The sequence below is a fragment of the Mycobacterium dioxanotrophicus genome, assembly GCF_002157835.1.
In the GTDB taxonomy this organism is placed as follows: domain Bacteria; phylum Actinomycetota; class Actinomycetes; order Mycobacteriales; family Mycobacteriaceae; genus Mycobacterium; species Mycobacterium dioxanotrophicus.
Window position 1 is genome coordinate 4,686,093 of the sequence record NZ_CP020809.1, and the last position, 13,081, is coordinate 4,699,173.

At 66.9% G+C, this 13,081-nt stretch carries 12 protein-coding genes; 3 read left to right on the plus strand and 9 right to left on the minus strand.

The features are described 5' to 3' along the window. Positions 1–2: 2 nt before the first annotated feature. From BTO20_RS22865 to BTO20_RS22890, 6 genes are read right to left on the minus strand one after another with little or no spacing between them, the layout of a single operon-like run. Complete coding sequence (locus tag BTO20_RS22865; RefSeq protein ID WP_087078397.1) at positions 3–1,538, minus strand: flavin-containing monooxygenase; 1,536 nt, start codon at positions 1,536–1,538, stop codon at positions 3–5. Next, on the minus strand, positions 1,520–2,224 hold the full coding sequence (locus tag BTO20_RS22870) for an SDR family NAD(P)-dependent oxidoreductase (protein ID WP_232490827.1): 705 nt from the start codon (positions 2,222–2,224) through the stop codon (positions 1,520–1,522). The genes BTO20_RS22865 and BTO20_RS22870 overlap by 19 nt, the downstream gene beginning before the upstream one ends. 29 nt (positions 2,225–2,253) lie before the next feature. Beyond that, complete coding sequence (locus tag BTO20_RS22875; RefSeq protein WP_087078399.1) at positions 2,254–3,033, minus strand: HpcH/HpaI aldolase family protein; 780 nt, start codon at positions 3,031–3,033, stop codon at positions 2,254–2,256. After that, a complete protein-coding gene (locus BTO20_RS22880; protein ID WP_087078400.1) occupies positions 3,030–3,998 on the minus strand; it encodes a zinc-binding dehydrogenase in 969 nt (322 codons plus the stop codon). Before BTO20_RS22880 ends, BTO20_RS22875 begins: the two co-directional genes overlap by 4 nt. Before the next feature lie 2 nt (positions 3,999–4,000). Then, the gene (locus BTO20_RS22885) at positions 4,001–5,221 is read right to left on the minus strand and encodes a cytochrome P450 (RefSeq protein ID WP_087078401.1); all 1,221 of its coding nucleotides are present in this window, start codon (positions 5,219–5,221) and stop codon (positions 4,001–4,003) included. A 7-nt stretch (positions 5,222–5,228) separates the two neighbouring features. Beyond that, a complete protein-coding gene (locus BTO20_RS22890) occupies positions 5,229–5,933 on the minus strand; it encodes an NIPSNAP family protein (RefSeq protein WP_087078402.1) in 705 nt (234 codons plus the stop codon). Positions 5,934–6,008: 75 nt separating this feature from the next. Here BTO20_RS22890 and BTO20_RS22895 point away from each other — a divergent pair, with 75 nt between their 5' ends. Both BTO20_RS22895 and BTO20_RS22900 read left to right on the plus strand, forming a co-directional pair. Further along, positions 6,009–6,896, plus strand: coding sequence for an SMP-30/gluconolactonase/LRE family protein (locus BTO20_RS22895; RefSeq protein ID WP_087078403.1), 888 nt, complete (start codon positions 6,009–6,011; stop codon positions 6,894–6,896). Between the two features lie 10 nt (positions 6,897–6,906). Further along, positions 6,907–7,725 (plus strand): thioesterase family protein, encoded by an 819-nt coding sequence (locus BTO20_RS22900; RefSeq protein WP_087082519.1) that lies wholly within the window; start codon positions 6,907–6,909, stop codon positions 7,723–7,725. 93 nt (positions 7,726–7,818) lie between these two features. Here the strand turns inward: BTO20_RS22900 and BTO20_RS22905 are convergent, their stop codons facing one another. The 3 genes from BTO20_RS22905 to BTO20_RS22915 form a co-directional block, all read right to left on the minus strand. Next, positions 7,819–9,075: a cytochrome P450 gene (locus BTO20_RS22905; RefSeq protein WP_087078404.1), complete on the minus strand. Its 1,257-nt coding sequence runs from the start codon at positions 9,073–9,075 to the stop codon at positions 7,819–7,821. 85 nt (positions 9,076–9,160) lie between these two features. After that, positions 9,161–10,108, minus strand: coding sequence for a carbohydrate kinase family protein (locus BTO20_RS22910; protein ID WP_087078405.1), 948 nt, complete (start codon positions 10,106–10,108; stop codon positions 9,161–9,163). Then, on the minus strand, positions 10,108–11,505 hold the full coding sequence (locus BTO20_RS22915) for a sugar porter family MFS transporter (protein WP_087078406.1): 1,398 nt from the start codon (positions 11,503–11,505) through the stop codon (positions 10,108–10,110). The genes BTO20_RS22910 and BTO20_RS22915 overlap by 1 nt, the downstream gene beginning before the upstream one ends. 322 nt (positions 11,506–11,827) lie before the next feature. On the opposite strand from BTO20_RS22915, the gene glgC reads away from it, so the two are divergent. Beyond that, on the plus strand, positions 11,828–13,066 hold the full coding sequence (glgC, locus tag BTO20_RS22920; RefSeq protein WP_087078407.1) for a glucose-1-phosphate adenylyltransferase: 1,239 nt from the start codon (positions 11,828–11,830) through the stop codon (positions 13,064–13,066). The last annotated feature ends 15 nt before the right edge of the window (positions 13,067–13,081 follow it).

Here is a 13,081-nt window from a genome sequence, read left to right on the forward strand (position 1 = left end):
GGCTATCCCTGCGCGCCGACAGACGTGCTGTGCGCGGCCGGGGTGGTGGCCGACGCGGGCGGGACGAAAGTGTAGTCGGCAGAACGGAATCGACGCGTCATCGTCCAGAACGCCCGGGCACTGCGCGGCCACTGGGTCACCACCCGCCCGCTGGGTGCGCGGAAGTAACTGCTGCATCGGGTCAGCCACACCGTGCCCTGCATCCACCGGTCGACGTCGGCGATGAACCGCGCCATCGCCGCAGGCGTCACCGCCACATACGATTTGCGTTTGCGCCGAAGATGTTTCAGCGCCCGCACCACGTAGCGCGCCTGGGCCTCCAGCACGAATATGACACTGTTGGAGCCGACGTTGGTGTTCGGCCCGTACAGCATGAAGAAGTTCGGGAAACCGGGCACAGCCATGCCCAGATACGCGAAGGCGCCGTCGCGCCACGTGTCGTGCAGGCGCGTGCCGCCCTCCCCGACCACCTCGATCTGCCCCAGATAGTCGGTGGCCGCATAACCGGTCGCGCATACCACCACATCGACGTCGAGTTCGCGGCCGTCGGCCGTGACCAGCGACCGGGCCTTGAGCGCGCGGGCGGGGCTGGCGATCACCTCAACGTTGGGACGCGTCAGGGCGGGGATGAAGTGCGAGGAGAACACCAGCCGCTTGCAGCCCAGCGGGTGATCAGGGGTCAGCACGGAGCGCAATTCTGGTTCGGCGACAGCAGTTTCCAGCATCTTCAGCGCGACGTCGCGGAACTCCTTGGTCTTGTCGCTGCCGTGCTCGATCACCGAGATGTTCGCCTCGCTGCGCAGCCACAGCCGCGTCCGGTAGATCCTCTTGGCGAACGGCACCTGGGCGAAGAGCCAGCGCTCACGGTCGGTGTAGGCGCGGTCCGGCTTCGGCAGGATCCAGGTCGGTGACCGCTGCACGGAGTACACCTTGGCGGCGACCTTGGCTAGTTCCGGCAGCAGTTGCGAGGCCGTCGACCCGGTGCCGAGCACCGCGACCCGCGCACCGTCAAGGCGCACGTCGTGGTCCCAGCGGGCTGAATGCATGAGGGTGCCGGTGAAGGGTTCTTCCTCGACGAGATCCGGCATCACCGGCCTGGTGAACAGCCCCACCGCCGAGACCACGACGTCGAACCGGTGTTGTTCACCGGTCGCGGTGGTCAGCCGCCAGGTCAAGGTGGCGGCGTCCCAATGCGCAGCGGTCACTTCGGTATTGAGTTTCAGGTGCGGGCCCAGCCGGTGGCGCTGCGCGCTGCGTTCGAAGTAGGCCAGGATCTCCGCTTGACCGGACCACAGCCGCGACCAGCCGGCGTTGAGGTCGAACGAGTAGGAGTACAGGTGCGATTTCACATCGCACGCCAGCCCCGGGTAGGTGTTGATCCGCCACGTCCCGCCGACGCCATCTTCGCGGTCGAAGATCGTGAAGTCGTCGAAACCCGCCTTCTTCAGGAAGATTCCGAGCGCCAGCCCACCAGGTCCGGCGCCGATGATCCCGACTGATGGCGATGTGGGCATCCGCGTCATCCGATCTGCAGGCATTGGCCGCCGTCGACGACGAGCTCGGAACCCGTGATGAACGCGGCCCGCTCGGAGAGCAGGAACGCGACAGCGTCGGCGATTTCGGTCGGCCGTCCCAGCCGGCCCAGGGTGGCCCGCTGCGCGAGCCGCGCCTGGGTGGTCTCGTCGAGCATCGGGGTCTGGACCGGGCCGGGGAACACCGCGTTGACGCGGATACCGTCGGGCCCCAGTTCGGCTGCGGCCACCTGGGTGAGTCCGCGCAGCGCCCATTTCGACGCGCCGTACGCCGCGTGGTGCGCAAAGGGCCGGATCGCCCCGGTGCTGCAGGTGTTGACGACGGCCGCTCCGCGGGCCCGCCGCAGTGGTTGAAGTGCGGCCTGGATGCCGAGGAATGGGCCGAGACAGTTGACCCGCCAAGAGTTTTCGAACGCTCCCGGCGTCTCGTCGGCGATCGAGGCCCGGTGTAGCACCCCGGCGTTGTTGACCAGGGCGCTCAGCGTACCGAACCGGGCAACCGTGGCGTCGACCGCTGCGCGCCACTGCGCGGGCGAGGTCACATCGAGTTCGATCGCGAGCACCTGATCACCGAATTCCTCTGTACCCGTGACCAACTCGTCGATCATGAGATCGGCTGCGGTCACCCGGTAGGCGTCGGCCACCAGTCGGCGCACGATGGCCGCGCCCTGACCGCGGGCGGCACCGGTCACCAGCGCGACCCGATCGACTGCTGTGGCGTTCAGTTGTAGCCTCCTCTTTCGGTAGCGCGGCGGGTCTCGCCGATTGCGTCGCTGAGATGATCGGCCGCACCGCGGCGTAGCGCCTGGGACTCCGAAGCCAGCGTGATCATGCGGAAGCCTTCCTGCGCGAACAGGTTTCCGAGCTTTCCCGAGCCGGCGTGGATGCCCGCCACCAGCCCGGCCGCGGTGATCGTCTTGCGGATCCGGGCGGTCGCAGCGCGGACCTCGGGGTGAGTCCAGGCGTCTGCGGGCGCGAAACCCATCGAGATCGCCAGGTCGGCGGGCCCGACGTAGAGCCCGGCCAGCCCGGGCACGGCGCAGATCTCGTCGAGGGCCGCGAGCCCCCGCGCCGTCTCGATCATCACGAACACGCTGACCCGGGATTCCAGCGCAGCCGGGTCGTGGCCCAGGCTCGCGCGCAACGGGCCGAAGCTACGCACCCCCGCGGGCGCGTAGCGGGCAGCGGCGACCGCTCGTGCGGCCTGGTCGGGGTTCTCCACCATGGCGACGATCACGGCGTCGGCGCCTGCGTCGAGCACGCGGCCGATCGGAGCGGGGTCGGCCGAGGGCAGCCGCACCGCGGTGGCGATCGGCAGGTGCTCGGTGCGGCGCAGCAGCATCGCAACGTCGGCGTCGTCGAGATAGCCGTGCTGGACGTCGAATCCGACGTAGTGGTAGCCGGCGGCGGCGAATTCCTCGGGACCGATGATCGTGGGGGCCACCACCCAGCCACCCCAGATCTGAGTGCGGGAGGCCAGCGCCTCGGCGAATCTGCTCATGCGCAGATCGCTATCTTGACCCGCCCGGGCACCGGCCGGGCGGCCAACTCGAAGGCGCTCTGCACGTCGTCGATGCCGAACGTGTGGGTGACGTAGCCGGGCAGCAGGTCGGGATGCGCGGCGGCGAAGTCCGCGGCCCGTTGGAGCACCCGCCGGCGGTCCAGTGTCACACCGGATTTCAGCGTCAGATTGTTACGCAGCATGGTTCGCATGCTGATCGGGTAGCTGTCGTCGTCGGGGACGCCGAAGTAGAACACCGTGCCGCCGAACGCCGCCGCCGTCAGTGCGTGGTTGAGTGTGGCGACCTGATGCCCGACGGCTTCGATGACCACATCGGCCCGATCGGTGGCGCCGAGGTGGGTGACCCACCGGTCGCTGCTGGCGCGAATGGCGGTGTCCACCCTGAACTGCGTGCCGAACCCGGACCGGTCGACCGGGTCGACGCCGGTGATCTGTGCTGCACCGAAAGCCTTTGCCACATAGGAGAACAGCAGGCCGATCGAGCCCTGCCCGATGACCGCGACATGCCGGCCCGTCAGCTCGGGCAACTGCTCGACGGCGTAGAGCACGCACGCCAGCGGTTGCAGCCCGACCGCCAGGGCCGGGCTCAGTGCCGGGTCGTAGGACACCAGCCCGTCGCCGTCGGAGACCACGCGGCCCATGAGACCGTCGAAACCCGATGCCCAGCCGACCACCCGATCGCCGGGTCGATGCGCGGGATGCCGGCTGGCGAGCACTTCGCCGGCGATCTCGTGGACCGGAAAACCGTTGATCCCTGCGGCGTTACGGCCGGTGTCGCCCGGTAGCTTGCCCTGGGTGCCGCGGAAGCCGGGCAGGTCGCTGCCGCAGATCCCGGCGGCCAGGAAATCCAGTAGAACCTGGCCTTCTACGAGCGATTCCGGCGCCGGCTCGGCGACGTCGATGCGTTCGAACGTGTATGGCGCGACGAGGCGATGACACCACATGGCTAGACCTCCACCGGGATGCTGTTCCAGCCCCATTGGAAGCTCGACGGTGGGCGCGACGCTGCCTGTTCCACGATGTGATAGTCGGGCACGCGCTTGAGCCATTCCTCGATCATGATCGTGATCTCGAGGCGCGCCACGTGCACGCCGAGGCAGAAGTGTTGTCCCCGACCGAACGACAGGAGCCGCTCGATGGGTCGGTTCCACACGAAGTCGTCCGGATGGTCGTACTCCCGTTCGTCGCGGGCCGCCGAGGCCAGCAACGTGATGACGCGCTGGCCGGGTGTGATGGTGGTGTCGTGAATGGTGTAGGGGCGCCGCACCGTTCGTGCGAACCACTGCGCGGGTGCGCTGTGCCGGATGATCTCTTCCCGGGCGATCGGCACGTTGCCGGCGAGATCGCAACGTACGGCTGCCAATTGGTCGGGGTGGCGGTGCAGCTGCCAGAGCCCGGTCGCGGTGATCTTCGGTACCGTTTCGGTGCCACCGATGAACACCCCGAGCATCTGCACGGCGGCCTCCATGTCGGTGAAGGCCGAGCCGTCGGGCAGTCTGAAGTCGATCAGGCTGTCGGCGATCACCACGGTCCCGTCAGCGCCTGCGGCCCGGCGGCGTGCCACGATCGGGGTCAGATACGACAGATAGCCCGGGCGGGCGTTGCCGATCTCGACGCCCTCCCCCGGTTGGGCCAGGCTGCCCGCGTTGACGGTGGCCAGCACGTCCGGCGCGAGATCGGCCGGTAATCCGACGAATTCGCACACCATCGCGGCCGCGACGATGCCTGCGTAGTCCTGGGTGAGGTCGAACGTGCCCCGCGGCAACAATTCGTCGAGCCGCTCGTTGGCCAAGATGCGGATCCGGTCGGCCAGTCTGGCCGCCGAACGGGGCCGGAACTGCGCCGAGGTGCACCGCCGGACGGTCTCGTAGATCGGCGAATCGAAGTTGGCGTGAAACGGCATGGGGTGCAACGGCGGATCGGGCACCGGGCCGTCATTGTGGTCCGCCAGCACGGTCGCGGCGGGCAGGGTGCCCTCTGAGGCGACGAAAGTTCCGTCGGTGATGCCGAGCACCTCCCAGATGTCGTCGAAGCGGGACAGCGCATAGGTGTCCCACTTGTCGAGGTAGTACACGGGGTACTCGTCGCGGAGGGTCCGGTAGTACGGCAGCGGGTTGGCCATCACCTCGGGGGCGAATGGGTCGTAGGTGAAGTCCGACTGGATCATCGCACGCCTACTTCAGCGGTGACGGGGGTAAGGCGGCGAGGATCGAGTCCTCCCACCCGTCGCGCAGCGCAGGGGCGACGCTCATCCAGGTGACGATCTCCGCGGGCGGGCTGTCCTTCCAGGACGGGTAGTGGTTTTCGAAGCAGTCCCAGTCGCCGTCCAGGGCCCAGTAGTGGATCACCTCGTTGAACCGGAACGTGGTGATGAACGAGCCGAGCCAGCGCTTGCCCGTCGACTCCGACCATGGCACGTAGAGCCGTTCCAGCTCACGGATGTAGTCGTCCTGGCGGCCCGGCTTGGTCTGCATGATCTCCTGGATCACCAGTCCCGCACCGAAGTTCTCCGCCCGCAGCTGTGCCAGCGTCCGGTTGTACTTGCCGGCGTACATGATCCGCCCCTCGCCGCGGGCGCCGAGTTCCGACAGGTACGCCGACCACTGCCGGGCCGGCATCTCGTGGCTGCCACCGGCGGCCTGGGCTTTGCCGATCCGGGCGTAGTCGGCGAAGGTGTCGATTTCCCAGATGACGGTCGCCTGCGGCCAGTGGCCGTTATAGGGCGTGGTCTCCCAGACGGCGAACAGGCGGGCGCCGAGCTCGGCCATCATGGGGTGGTACGTGTCGCTGAACCTCTGCGTGAATCCTTCAGCGTTGCCCGCGCCCAGGTCGATGGTCTCGTGCAGATACAGCAGCGTGTGACCGTAGAACTTCTTCATCGACGCACACCCGTGGTTGACAGTGACACCCCGCGAGCGTGACACTCAAGGCGTGTTTTGTAAAGGCGGGTGGCGATGACGGTTGAAGCCGGACTGGCACGGACGACACAACTGGCCAACGGATTCTGCTTCGGCGAAGGTCCGCGCTGGTTCGAGGGGCTGCTGTGGTTCTCCGACATGCTCGGCGAGGCCGTGCACACGGTGACCCTGGGCGGGGCATTGACGACGCTGCCACTGCCCGGACATACACCGTCCGGCTTGGGTTTTCGGCCAGACGGCGCCCTGCTGATCGTCTCCACCGAGCGCCGTCAGGTGCTGGTCTACGACGGCGACACCGTGGAGCTGTTTGCCGATCTGAGCGCGGTGGTCCCGGCCGCGCTCGGCGACATGGTGATCGATGCGCGCGGGCGTGCTTATGTCGGCTCGCAGGCGCGCTCGGGCGGGGGCGAGCGCAGCGACGGGGAATGTTCCGGCGTCGTCGTGCGGATCGACCCCGACCGCACGGTGCACGTCGTCGCCGATGACCTCGACTTTCCCAACGGCATGGTCATCACGCCCGACGGCAGCACCCTCATCGTCGCGGAATCCACCGGGCGCCGCCTGACCGCGTTCACCATCGACTCCGAGGGCGGGCTCAGCGGCCGCCGGATCTTCGCCGACGGGCTCGACGGCCCGCCGGACGGATTGGCGATCGACGCCGAAGGCGGTGTGTGGACGGCGTTGACGCTTGCGCACGAGTTCCAGCGCATCATCGAGGGCGGTGCTGTCACCGATCGTGTCGACGTCGGCGAGCGCACTGCGATCGCGTGCGCGCTCGGCGGCCCCGAGGGACGCACCCTGTTCCTGGTCACCACCACCGACGCTTATCCGCAGCGGCTGATCGGCACGAAGCTCTCCCGCGTCGAGGCGCTCATGGTCGATGTACCGGCGCCGGGCGACCACGAGCACGGCCACCACCACTGACAGGGCGGACATGTCGGATTCGTATTACGAGCTGATCGACGAGGATCAGCTCGGCGAGAGGTTTCGGGCCACCGACATGGTGCGGGGCACCTGGTCGGCCGCCATCCAGCACGCTGCTCCGGTATCGGCCCTGCTGGTGCGGGCACTGGAACGCTGCGAGCGGAGGCCGGACACGCGCTGCAGCCGGGTGGTGGTCGACCTCATGGGTGGCGTGCCGTCCGAGGGCGAACTCTGGGTGACAGCGCACATGCAGCGGCCCGGCAGGCAGATCGAGTTGGTGAGCGCCGAGATGCTCGCGCCCGGGCCGGACGGCACACCGAGAACCGTTGCGCGAGCGAGCAGTTGGCGCATGTTGCAGCTGGACACCACGGCGTTGACGCAGGCGCGCGCCGCACCGCTGCCACCGCTGGAGCAGGCCCGCAGTCGCGACATGGCCAAGCACTGGGAGCCCAACTACGTGCACAGCCTGGATTGGCGGTGGCTGACGGTGCCGCAGGCGCCCGGGCCCGGCGAATCGTGGCTCAAGCCCACCGTCGACCTCGTCAAGGGCGAGTCTTTGACGCCGCTGCAGCGGCTGTTCACCGTGGCCGACGACGCCAACGGCATCGGTTCCAAGATCGACATCCGCGAATGGACGTTCCTCAACACCGATCTCGTCGTGCACGTGCATCGGTTGCCCGACGGCGAGTGGATCGGCATCCGGGCCGACACCAACTACGGGCCCGACGGTATCGGCACCACGGTGGGCACGCTGTTCGACCAGACCGGGCCCGTTGGCGCCATCCAGCAGTCGGTCCTGGTCCGCGCCCGCCGCCGCCCACCTTCTTAGCGCGAGCAGACATCAAAGTCCGCGACACGCCGCGTTTCAGGTACCGCAATGTCTGTTCGCCGGAAAAGGTGGCCAGCAAAAAAGAGGGTGCTCCTAGCGGATGTGCGCGGGCACCCGCTTGATGCCGTGGACGAAGCTGCTGTAGAGCAGTTCGGGCTCTCCGAACTCGATGCTCTCGATACGAGTCAGCAACTCCCGGAACAGGTTTCGCAACTCGGCTTTGGCGAGCTGATTGCCGAGACAGAAGTGGGGCCCGCCACCCCCGAAGCCGATCTGCGGGTTCGGTGACCGGCTCAGGTCGAACCGCTGCGGATCGGTGAACACCGACTCGTCGCGGTTGGCCGAACAGTAGAACAAGCCGACTTTGTCCCCCGCACTGATCGTCTGGCCGGCGATCTCGACATCCTCGGTCGCGAACCGCGCGAACTGCAGCACCGGAGTGGACCACCGCACGAACTCTTCGACCGCCAGTCCGATGCGGCCGTCGAAATCCTCCAGCAGCCAATCCTTTTGGTCCGGGTGGGCGGCCAGCGCCATCATGGCGTGCGTCGTGGTCTGCTTCGTGGTGTCGTTGCCCGCCGAGGCGAGCAGGATGAGAAACGCCCCGATCTCCTCATCGGTGAGCCGGTGACCTTCCACCTCGGCGTTGACGATGCTGGTCATCAGGTCGTCACCGGGATTGGCCCGGCGGAACTTCGCCAGCTCGACGCCTGTGGACGAGATCAGCATGATCTCGTTGATCGTGTCCATGGCACGTTCTTCGATGCTGGAGTATTCGTCGTCGCTCATGCTGAACAACTTCTCGGCGGCCTTGGCGAGTGCCGGTTGATCGGCCGCGGGTACTCCCAACATGTCGGAGATGGTCCTCATCGGCAGCTGCGCCGAGCAGGCTTCGACGAAGTCCACCTCGCCCGCTCCGATCAGGTCGTCGACCACCCCGACGGCATTGCGGTGAATCTGCTCCTCGATCTTGCGGACGTTGCGCGGCGTGAACGCCGAGCTGATCAACCGGCGGTAGGTGGTGTGCTCGGGCGGATCCATCGTCAGGAAGAACGACGCGAACTTCTGTACATCGGCCGGCATCGGGTCGAGCGCCACCCCGCGCGCGGAGGTGAACAGCTCCGGGTGCTGGCTGGCGAATTGGATGTCGGCGCGGCGCGTCAGCGCCCAGAATCCGGGTTCGGAGATGTCGAACAGCGTCGGCAACGGCTGGTGCCAACTCAATCCGTCACCCGCCCGCAGCCGGGCGAAGGTGTGGTCCCGCTCGGCGAAGGGCCGGCTCCAGAAGCCGTGGGACGTGATGTCGAATGGGCTGTATTCGCGTGCCTGCGGCGAGCCGGCAACGGTCACGTAGATTCCTTCCGCGGGGCGACAACGAAATTCAGCGTGACAGTTGAAGGATAATTTGTAAAGCAGTGCGGTGGCTGCGATCGGGTCAGCGCAGCATCGGATCGGCCGCCTGAACCGCCTCCACCTCCGCCATCACCGGCGCGTAGGCCCCGGAGTGACTGACGGTCAACGCACTGGTGATGATGGCGCGGTGCAGCGCGGGCTGGACATCGGACCAGCTCACCGCGGCCAGCCGCTGCCGCGCCGAGGACGAGCCGAGCAGCCGGGCATCCATCAACCCCGAGATCAACCCCGCCATGAACGAGTCCCCGGCGCCGACGGAGTCACCGACCTCGACGGTCAGCTGATCGAGGTGCAGCATGTCCCGATTGTTGGCCAGCAGCGCGTAGGCACCCCACGGTCCGCGGGTGACCACCACCATGGCGGGGCCGCTCTTGACCCACCTGCGCATGATGTCTTCGACGGGCGTCTGCGGGTACAGCCACGCCAGGTCCTCGTCGCTGGCCTTGACCACGTCGGACAGTGCCACCATCCGTTCGACGCGGTCCACGACCGCATCGGGCGACTTCATCAGCGCCGGGCGGATGTTCGGGTCGTAGGACACGGTGCAGTCCCCCTGCATCCGCGCGGCGACGTCGACGACCGCCGAACCTCCCGGTTCCAGGGTGACCGCGATGCTGCCGGTGTGCAGATGCCCGAACGCCGACAGGTCGGGCAGCGGCGGCACCTCCCAGGTCAGATCGAAATCGTAAGTGGCATGGCCGTGTTCGTCGACATGGGCGAACGCGACCGGCGTCTTGGCCGCGGAGTCGGTGCCTGCGACGATATCCAGGCCTGCGGCCTGGGCGCGTCGGCGGAGCATGTCCCCTCGGTCGTCGGCGGCCCAATGGGCGCAGATGCTCGCCGGGTGGCCGAGGGTGGCGACACCGACCGCGACGTTGAGTGGGCTGCCGCCGACATGTTCCTCGATGGACCCGGGCCGGATGACGACGTCGATCAACGCCTCACCGAGGCTGAGCACGCGGCCGGTCATCAGCGTCCCCCCGCCGTGAGCGGACCGCCCGGTTCGTGGGTGAGGCCGAGTTTGGCCTCCATCTCCTCCAGCGGCACACCCTTGGTCTCGGGCATGACCTTCAGCACCCATGCCAACTGGCCGAGCATCGCGATGAAGAAGATGCTGAACGCGACTCCCCCGCCGAACGCCCCGATGATCGGCGGAAACGCGAACGATGTGATCGCGGCGAACACCCAGTGCGTGAGGCTGCCCAGCGACTGGCCGCGCCCGCGGATCCGGTTCGGGAAGATCTCGGAGATGAACACCCAGATCACCGAGCCCTGCCCGAACGCGTGTGCGGCGATGAACACCATCAACCCGGCCAGCACCAGCACCGACGATGTGGTGGTGAACTCGCCACCGCGGGCGTCCTCGTAGTAGAACATCACGCCCGCCAAGAAGCCCAGCGAGATGAGGTAGCCGATCGAGCCGACGATCATGAGCCTGCGCCGGCCGATCTTGTCGATCACGGTCAATGCGGCCATGGTCGCAACGAGATTCATCGCGCCGACGGCGACGCTCATCCAGTACGCGGCACTTGTGCTGGCGCCGGCCTGCTGCATGACGCGCGGTGCGTAGTACAGGATCGCGTTGATGCCGGACATCTGGTTGAAGAACGCGATGGCGATCGCGAGCAGGATGACTTTGCGGTGCCCGGGGGTGAAGAACGGCACCGACGGCGCGTTATCGGCGGCCGCCAGCGACGCCCGGATCTCCGCCATCTCGAAGCCGGCCTCCTCCGGGGTGGAGCACAGCCGGTTGCAGGTTGCGGTGGCCTCATCCCACCGGCTTGCCGTCGCCAGCCAGCGTGGCGTTTCGGGGACCGTCGGTAACAGCAGCAGGAAAACAGCCGCGGGCAGCACCATCACGCCGAGCATCCAGCGCCACGCGTGCTCGCCGTCTGCGAGGGCGCGCACGACGGCGTTGGATGCATAGGCGAGCAGGATGCCCAGCACGATGTTGAACTGCACCAAACCGACCAGCCGTCCGCGATGGGCGGCCGGGGCCACTTCGGCGGTGTAGATCGGGGCGCACACGCTGGCTGCGCCGACACCGAGGCCGCCCAGGAACCGGAAGGCCATCAGTGTCTCCACGTTGGTGGCCAGGGCAGAGCCCAGTGCCCCGAGTACGTAGAAGATGCCGATGGCGTAGAGCACTTTCTTGCGGCCGTACCGGTCAGCGGGACGTCCCGCGGTCAAGGCCCCGACGATCGTTCCGATGAGCGCGGTCGTCACGGTGAAGCCCAACTTCGCGTCGCTGAGGGCGAAGACGTGCTGGATCTGCTCCTCCGCGCCGGAGATGACCGCGGTGTCGAACCCGAAAATCAGGCCGCCGAGCGCAGCGACAACGGCGCTGCGAATCACCAGAGGTTTCATGAAAGCTCAAACTAGAACCCTGCCTAGTGCGTTCGCAGGGCAATTGCGGAGTCTAGACCAATTTTTCCCACTCGCGTGGCAATACGTGTGGTTTCCGTTGTGTTCGGTTGGGTTTCGTCGCGCTCGGCCGAATTACCCACGCGCGCAATATTCCCCGACGTTGTTCGACTAAAACGTGTTCGTCTGCGATTGCCTGGGATTGCCTGCGAAAAGATCCCCGCGTGTTGATTTCGCCGACCGCACACAAATGTCGAGTTGCGCCTTTACGATTCAGTGTCCGCGTGGAATTGGGCGGGTTGTTGTCGTTCAGAGGAGTTCTCAGATGGCCGATCCAAAAGTTCTCGGCATCGTCCTGGCCGGCGGTGAGGGCAAGCGCCTCTCACCGCTGACACTGGACCGTGCCAAACCGGCCGTGCCGTTCGCCGGACTGTACCGACTGATCGACTTCGCATTGTCCAACCTGGTCAACGCCGGGGTGCTGCGCATCGCGGTGCTCACCCAGTACAAGAGCCACAGCCTCGACCGCCACATCACCACCACGTGGCGGATGAGCAGCATGCTCGGCAACTACGTCACCCCCGTTCCCGCCCAACAACGCCTCGGCCCCCAGTGGTATACGGGTTCTGCCAATGCGATATACCAGTCACTGAACCTCATCTACGACGAAAAACCGGATCTGGTCATCGTTTTCGGCGCTGACCACGTCTACCGCATGGACCCGCGCCAGATGATCGCCCAGCACCTGGAGAGCGGCGCAGCCGCCACCGTCGCCGGGATTCGCGTGCCGCGCAGTGAAGCCAGCGCCTTCGGCGTGATCAAGACCGGTCCTGACGGCCGTCAAGTCGAGGCGTTCCTGGAGAAACCGGCGGATCCACCGGGACTGCACGACTCCCCCGACGAAACCTTCGTCTCCATGGGCAACTATCTGTTCTCCACCGACGTGCTGCTCGACGCCTTGCGCTCCGATGCCGAAGATCCCTCGAGCAAGCACGATATGGGCGGCAACATCATGCCGATGATGGTCGACCGCGGGCTTGCCCAGGTATACGACTTCCAGAGCAACGAGGTGCCCGGCGCCGCGCCCACCGACACCGGCTACTGGCGCGACGTCGGAACCCTGGACTCCTACTACGACGCCCACATGGACCTGTGCGCCCTGGTGCCCGTCTTCAACCTCTACAACAGCCAATGGCCCATCCTCACCCACATTCCGCCGCACCCGCCGGCGAAATTCGTCCACGAGGACGACGGCCGCGTGGGCCGCGCTGTCAACAGCGTGGTCTCCAACGGCGTCATCGTCTCGGGTGCACTGGTGCGGGAGTCGGTGCTCTCCCCCGGGGTCCGGGTGGAGGAGCACGCCGTCGTCGAACGCTCGGTGATCATGGACAACACGGTGATCGGGCCACACGCCGTGGTACGCAACGCGATCATCGACAAGGGCGTCGTGGTACCCGCCGGGGTTCAGATCGGCGTCGACAAAGAGCACGACCGCGCCCGCGGATTCGTGGTGTCCGACGGCGGCGTGACCGTGCTGGGCAAGTTTCAGGAGGTCACCCACTGAGGGCTGTCCGGAGGG

Excerpts from the sequence above, each read along its gene's own strand:
- BTO20_RS22900 (WP_087082519.1), top strand. The coding sequence starts at position 6,907 with ATGTCGGATTCGTATTACGAGCTGATCGACGAGGATCAGCTCGGCGAG.
- BTO20_RS22875 (WP_087078399.1), bottom strand. The coding sequence starts at position 3,033 with ATGAGCAGATTCGCCGAGGCGCTGGCCTCCCGCACTCAGATCTGGGGT.
- BTO20_RS22890 (WP_087078402.1), bottom strand. The coding sequence starts at position 5,933 with ATGAAGAAGTTCTACGGTCACACGCTGCTGTATCTGCACGAGACCATC.
- BTO20_RS22910 (WP_087078405.1), bottom strand. The coding sequence starts at position 10,108 with ATGACCGGCCGCGTGCTCAGCCTCGGTGAGGCGTTGATCGACGTCGTC.
- BTO20_RS22915 (WP_087078406.1), bottom strand. The coding sequence starts at position 11,505 with ATGAAACCTCTGGTGATTCGCAGCGCCGTTGTCGCTGCGCTCGGCGGC.
- glgC (WP_087078407.1), top strand. The coding sequence starts at position 11,828 with ATGGCCGATCCAAAAGTTCTCGGCATCGTCCTGGCCGGCGGTGAGGGC.
- BTO20_RS22880 (WP_087078400.1), bottom strand. The coding sequence starts at position 3,998 with ATGTGGTGTCATCGCCTCGTCGCGCCATACACGTTCGAACGCATCGAC.
- BTO20_RS22885 (WP_087078401.1), bottom strand. The coding sequence starts at position 5,221 with ATGATCCAGTCGGACTTCACCTACGACCCATTCGCCCCCGAGGTGATG.
- BTO20_RS22895 (WP_087078403.1), top strand. The coding sequence starts at position 6,009 with ATGACGGTTGAAGCCGGACTGGCACGGACGACACAACTGGCCAACGGA.
- BTO20_RS22865 (WP_087078397.1), bottom strand. The coding sequence starts at position 1,538 with ATGCCTGCAGATCGGATGACGCGGATGCCCACATCGCCATCAGTCGGG.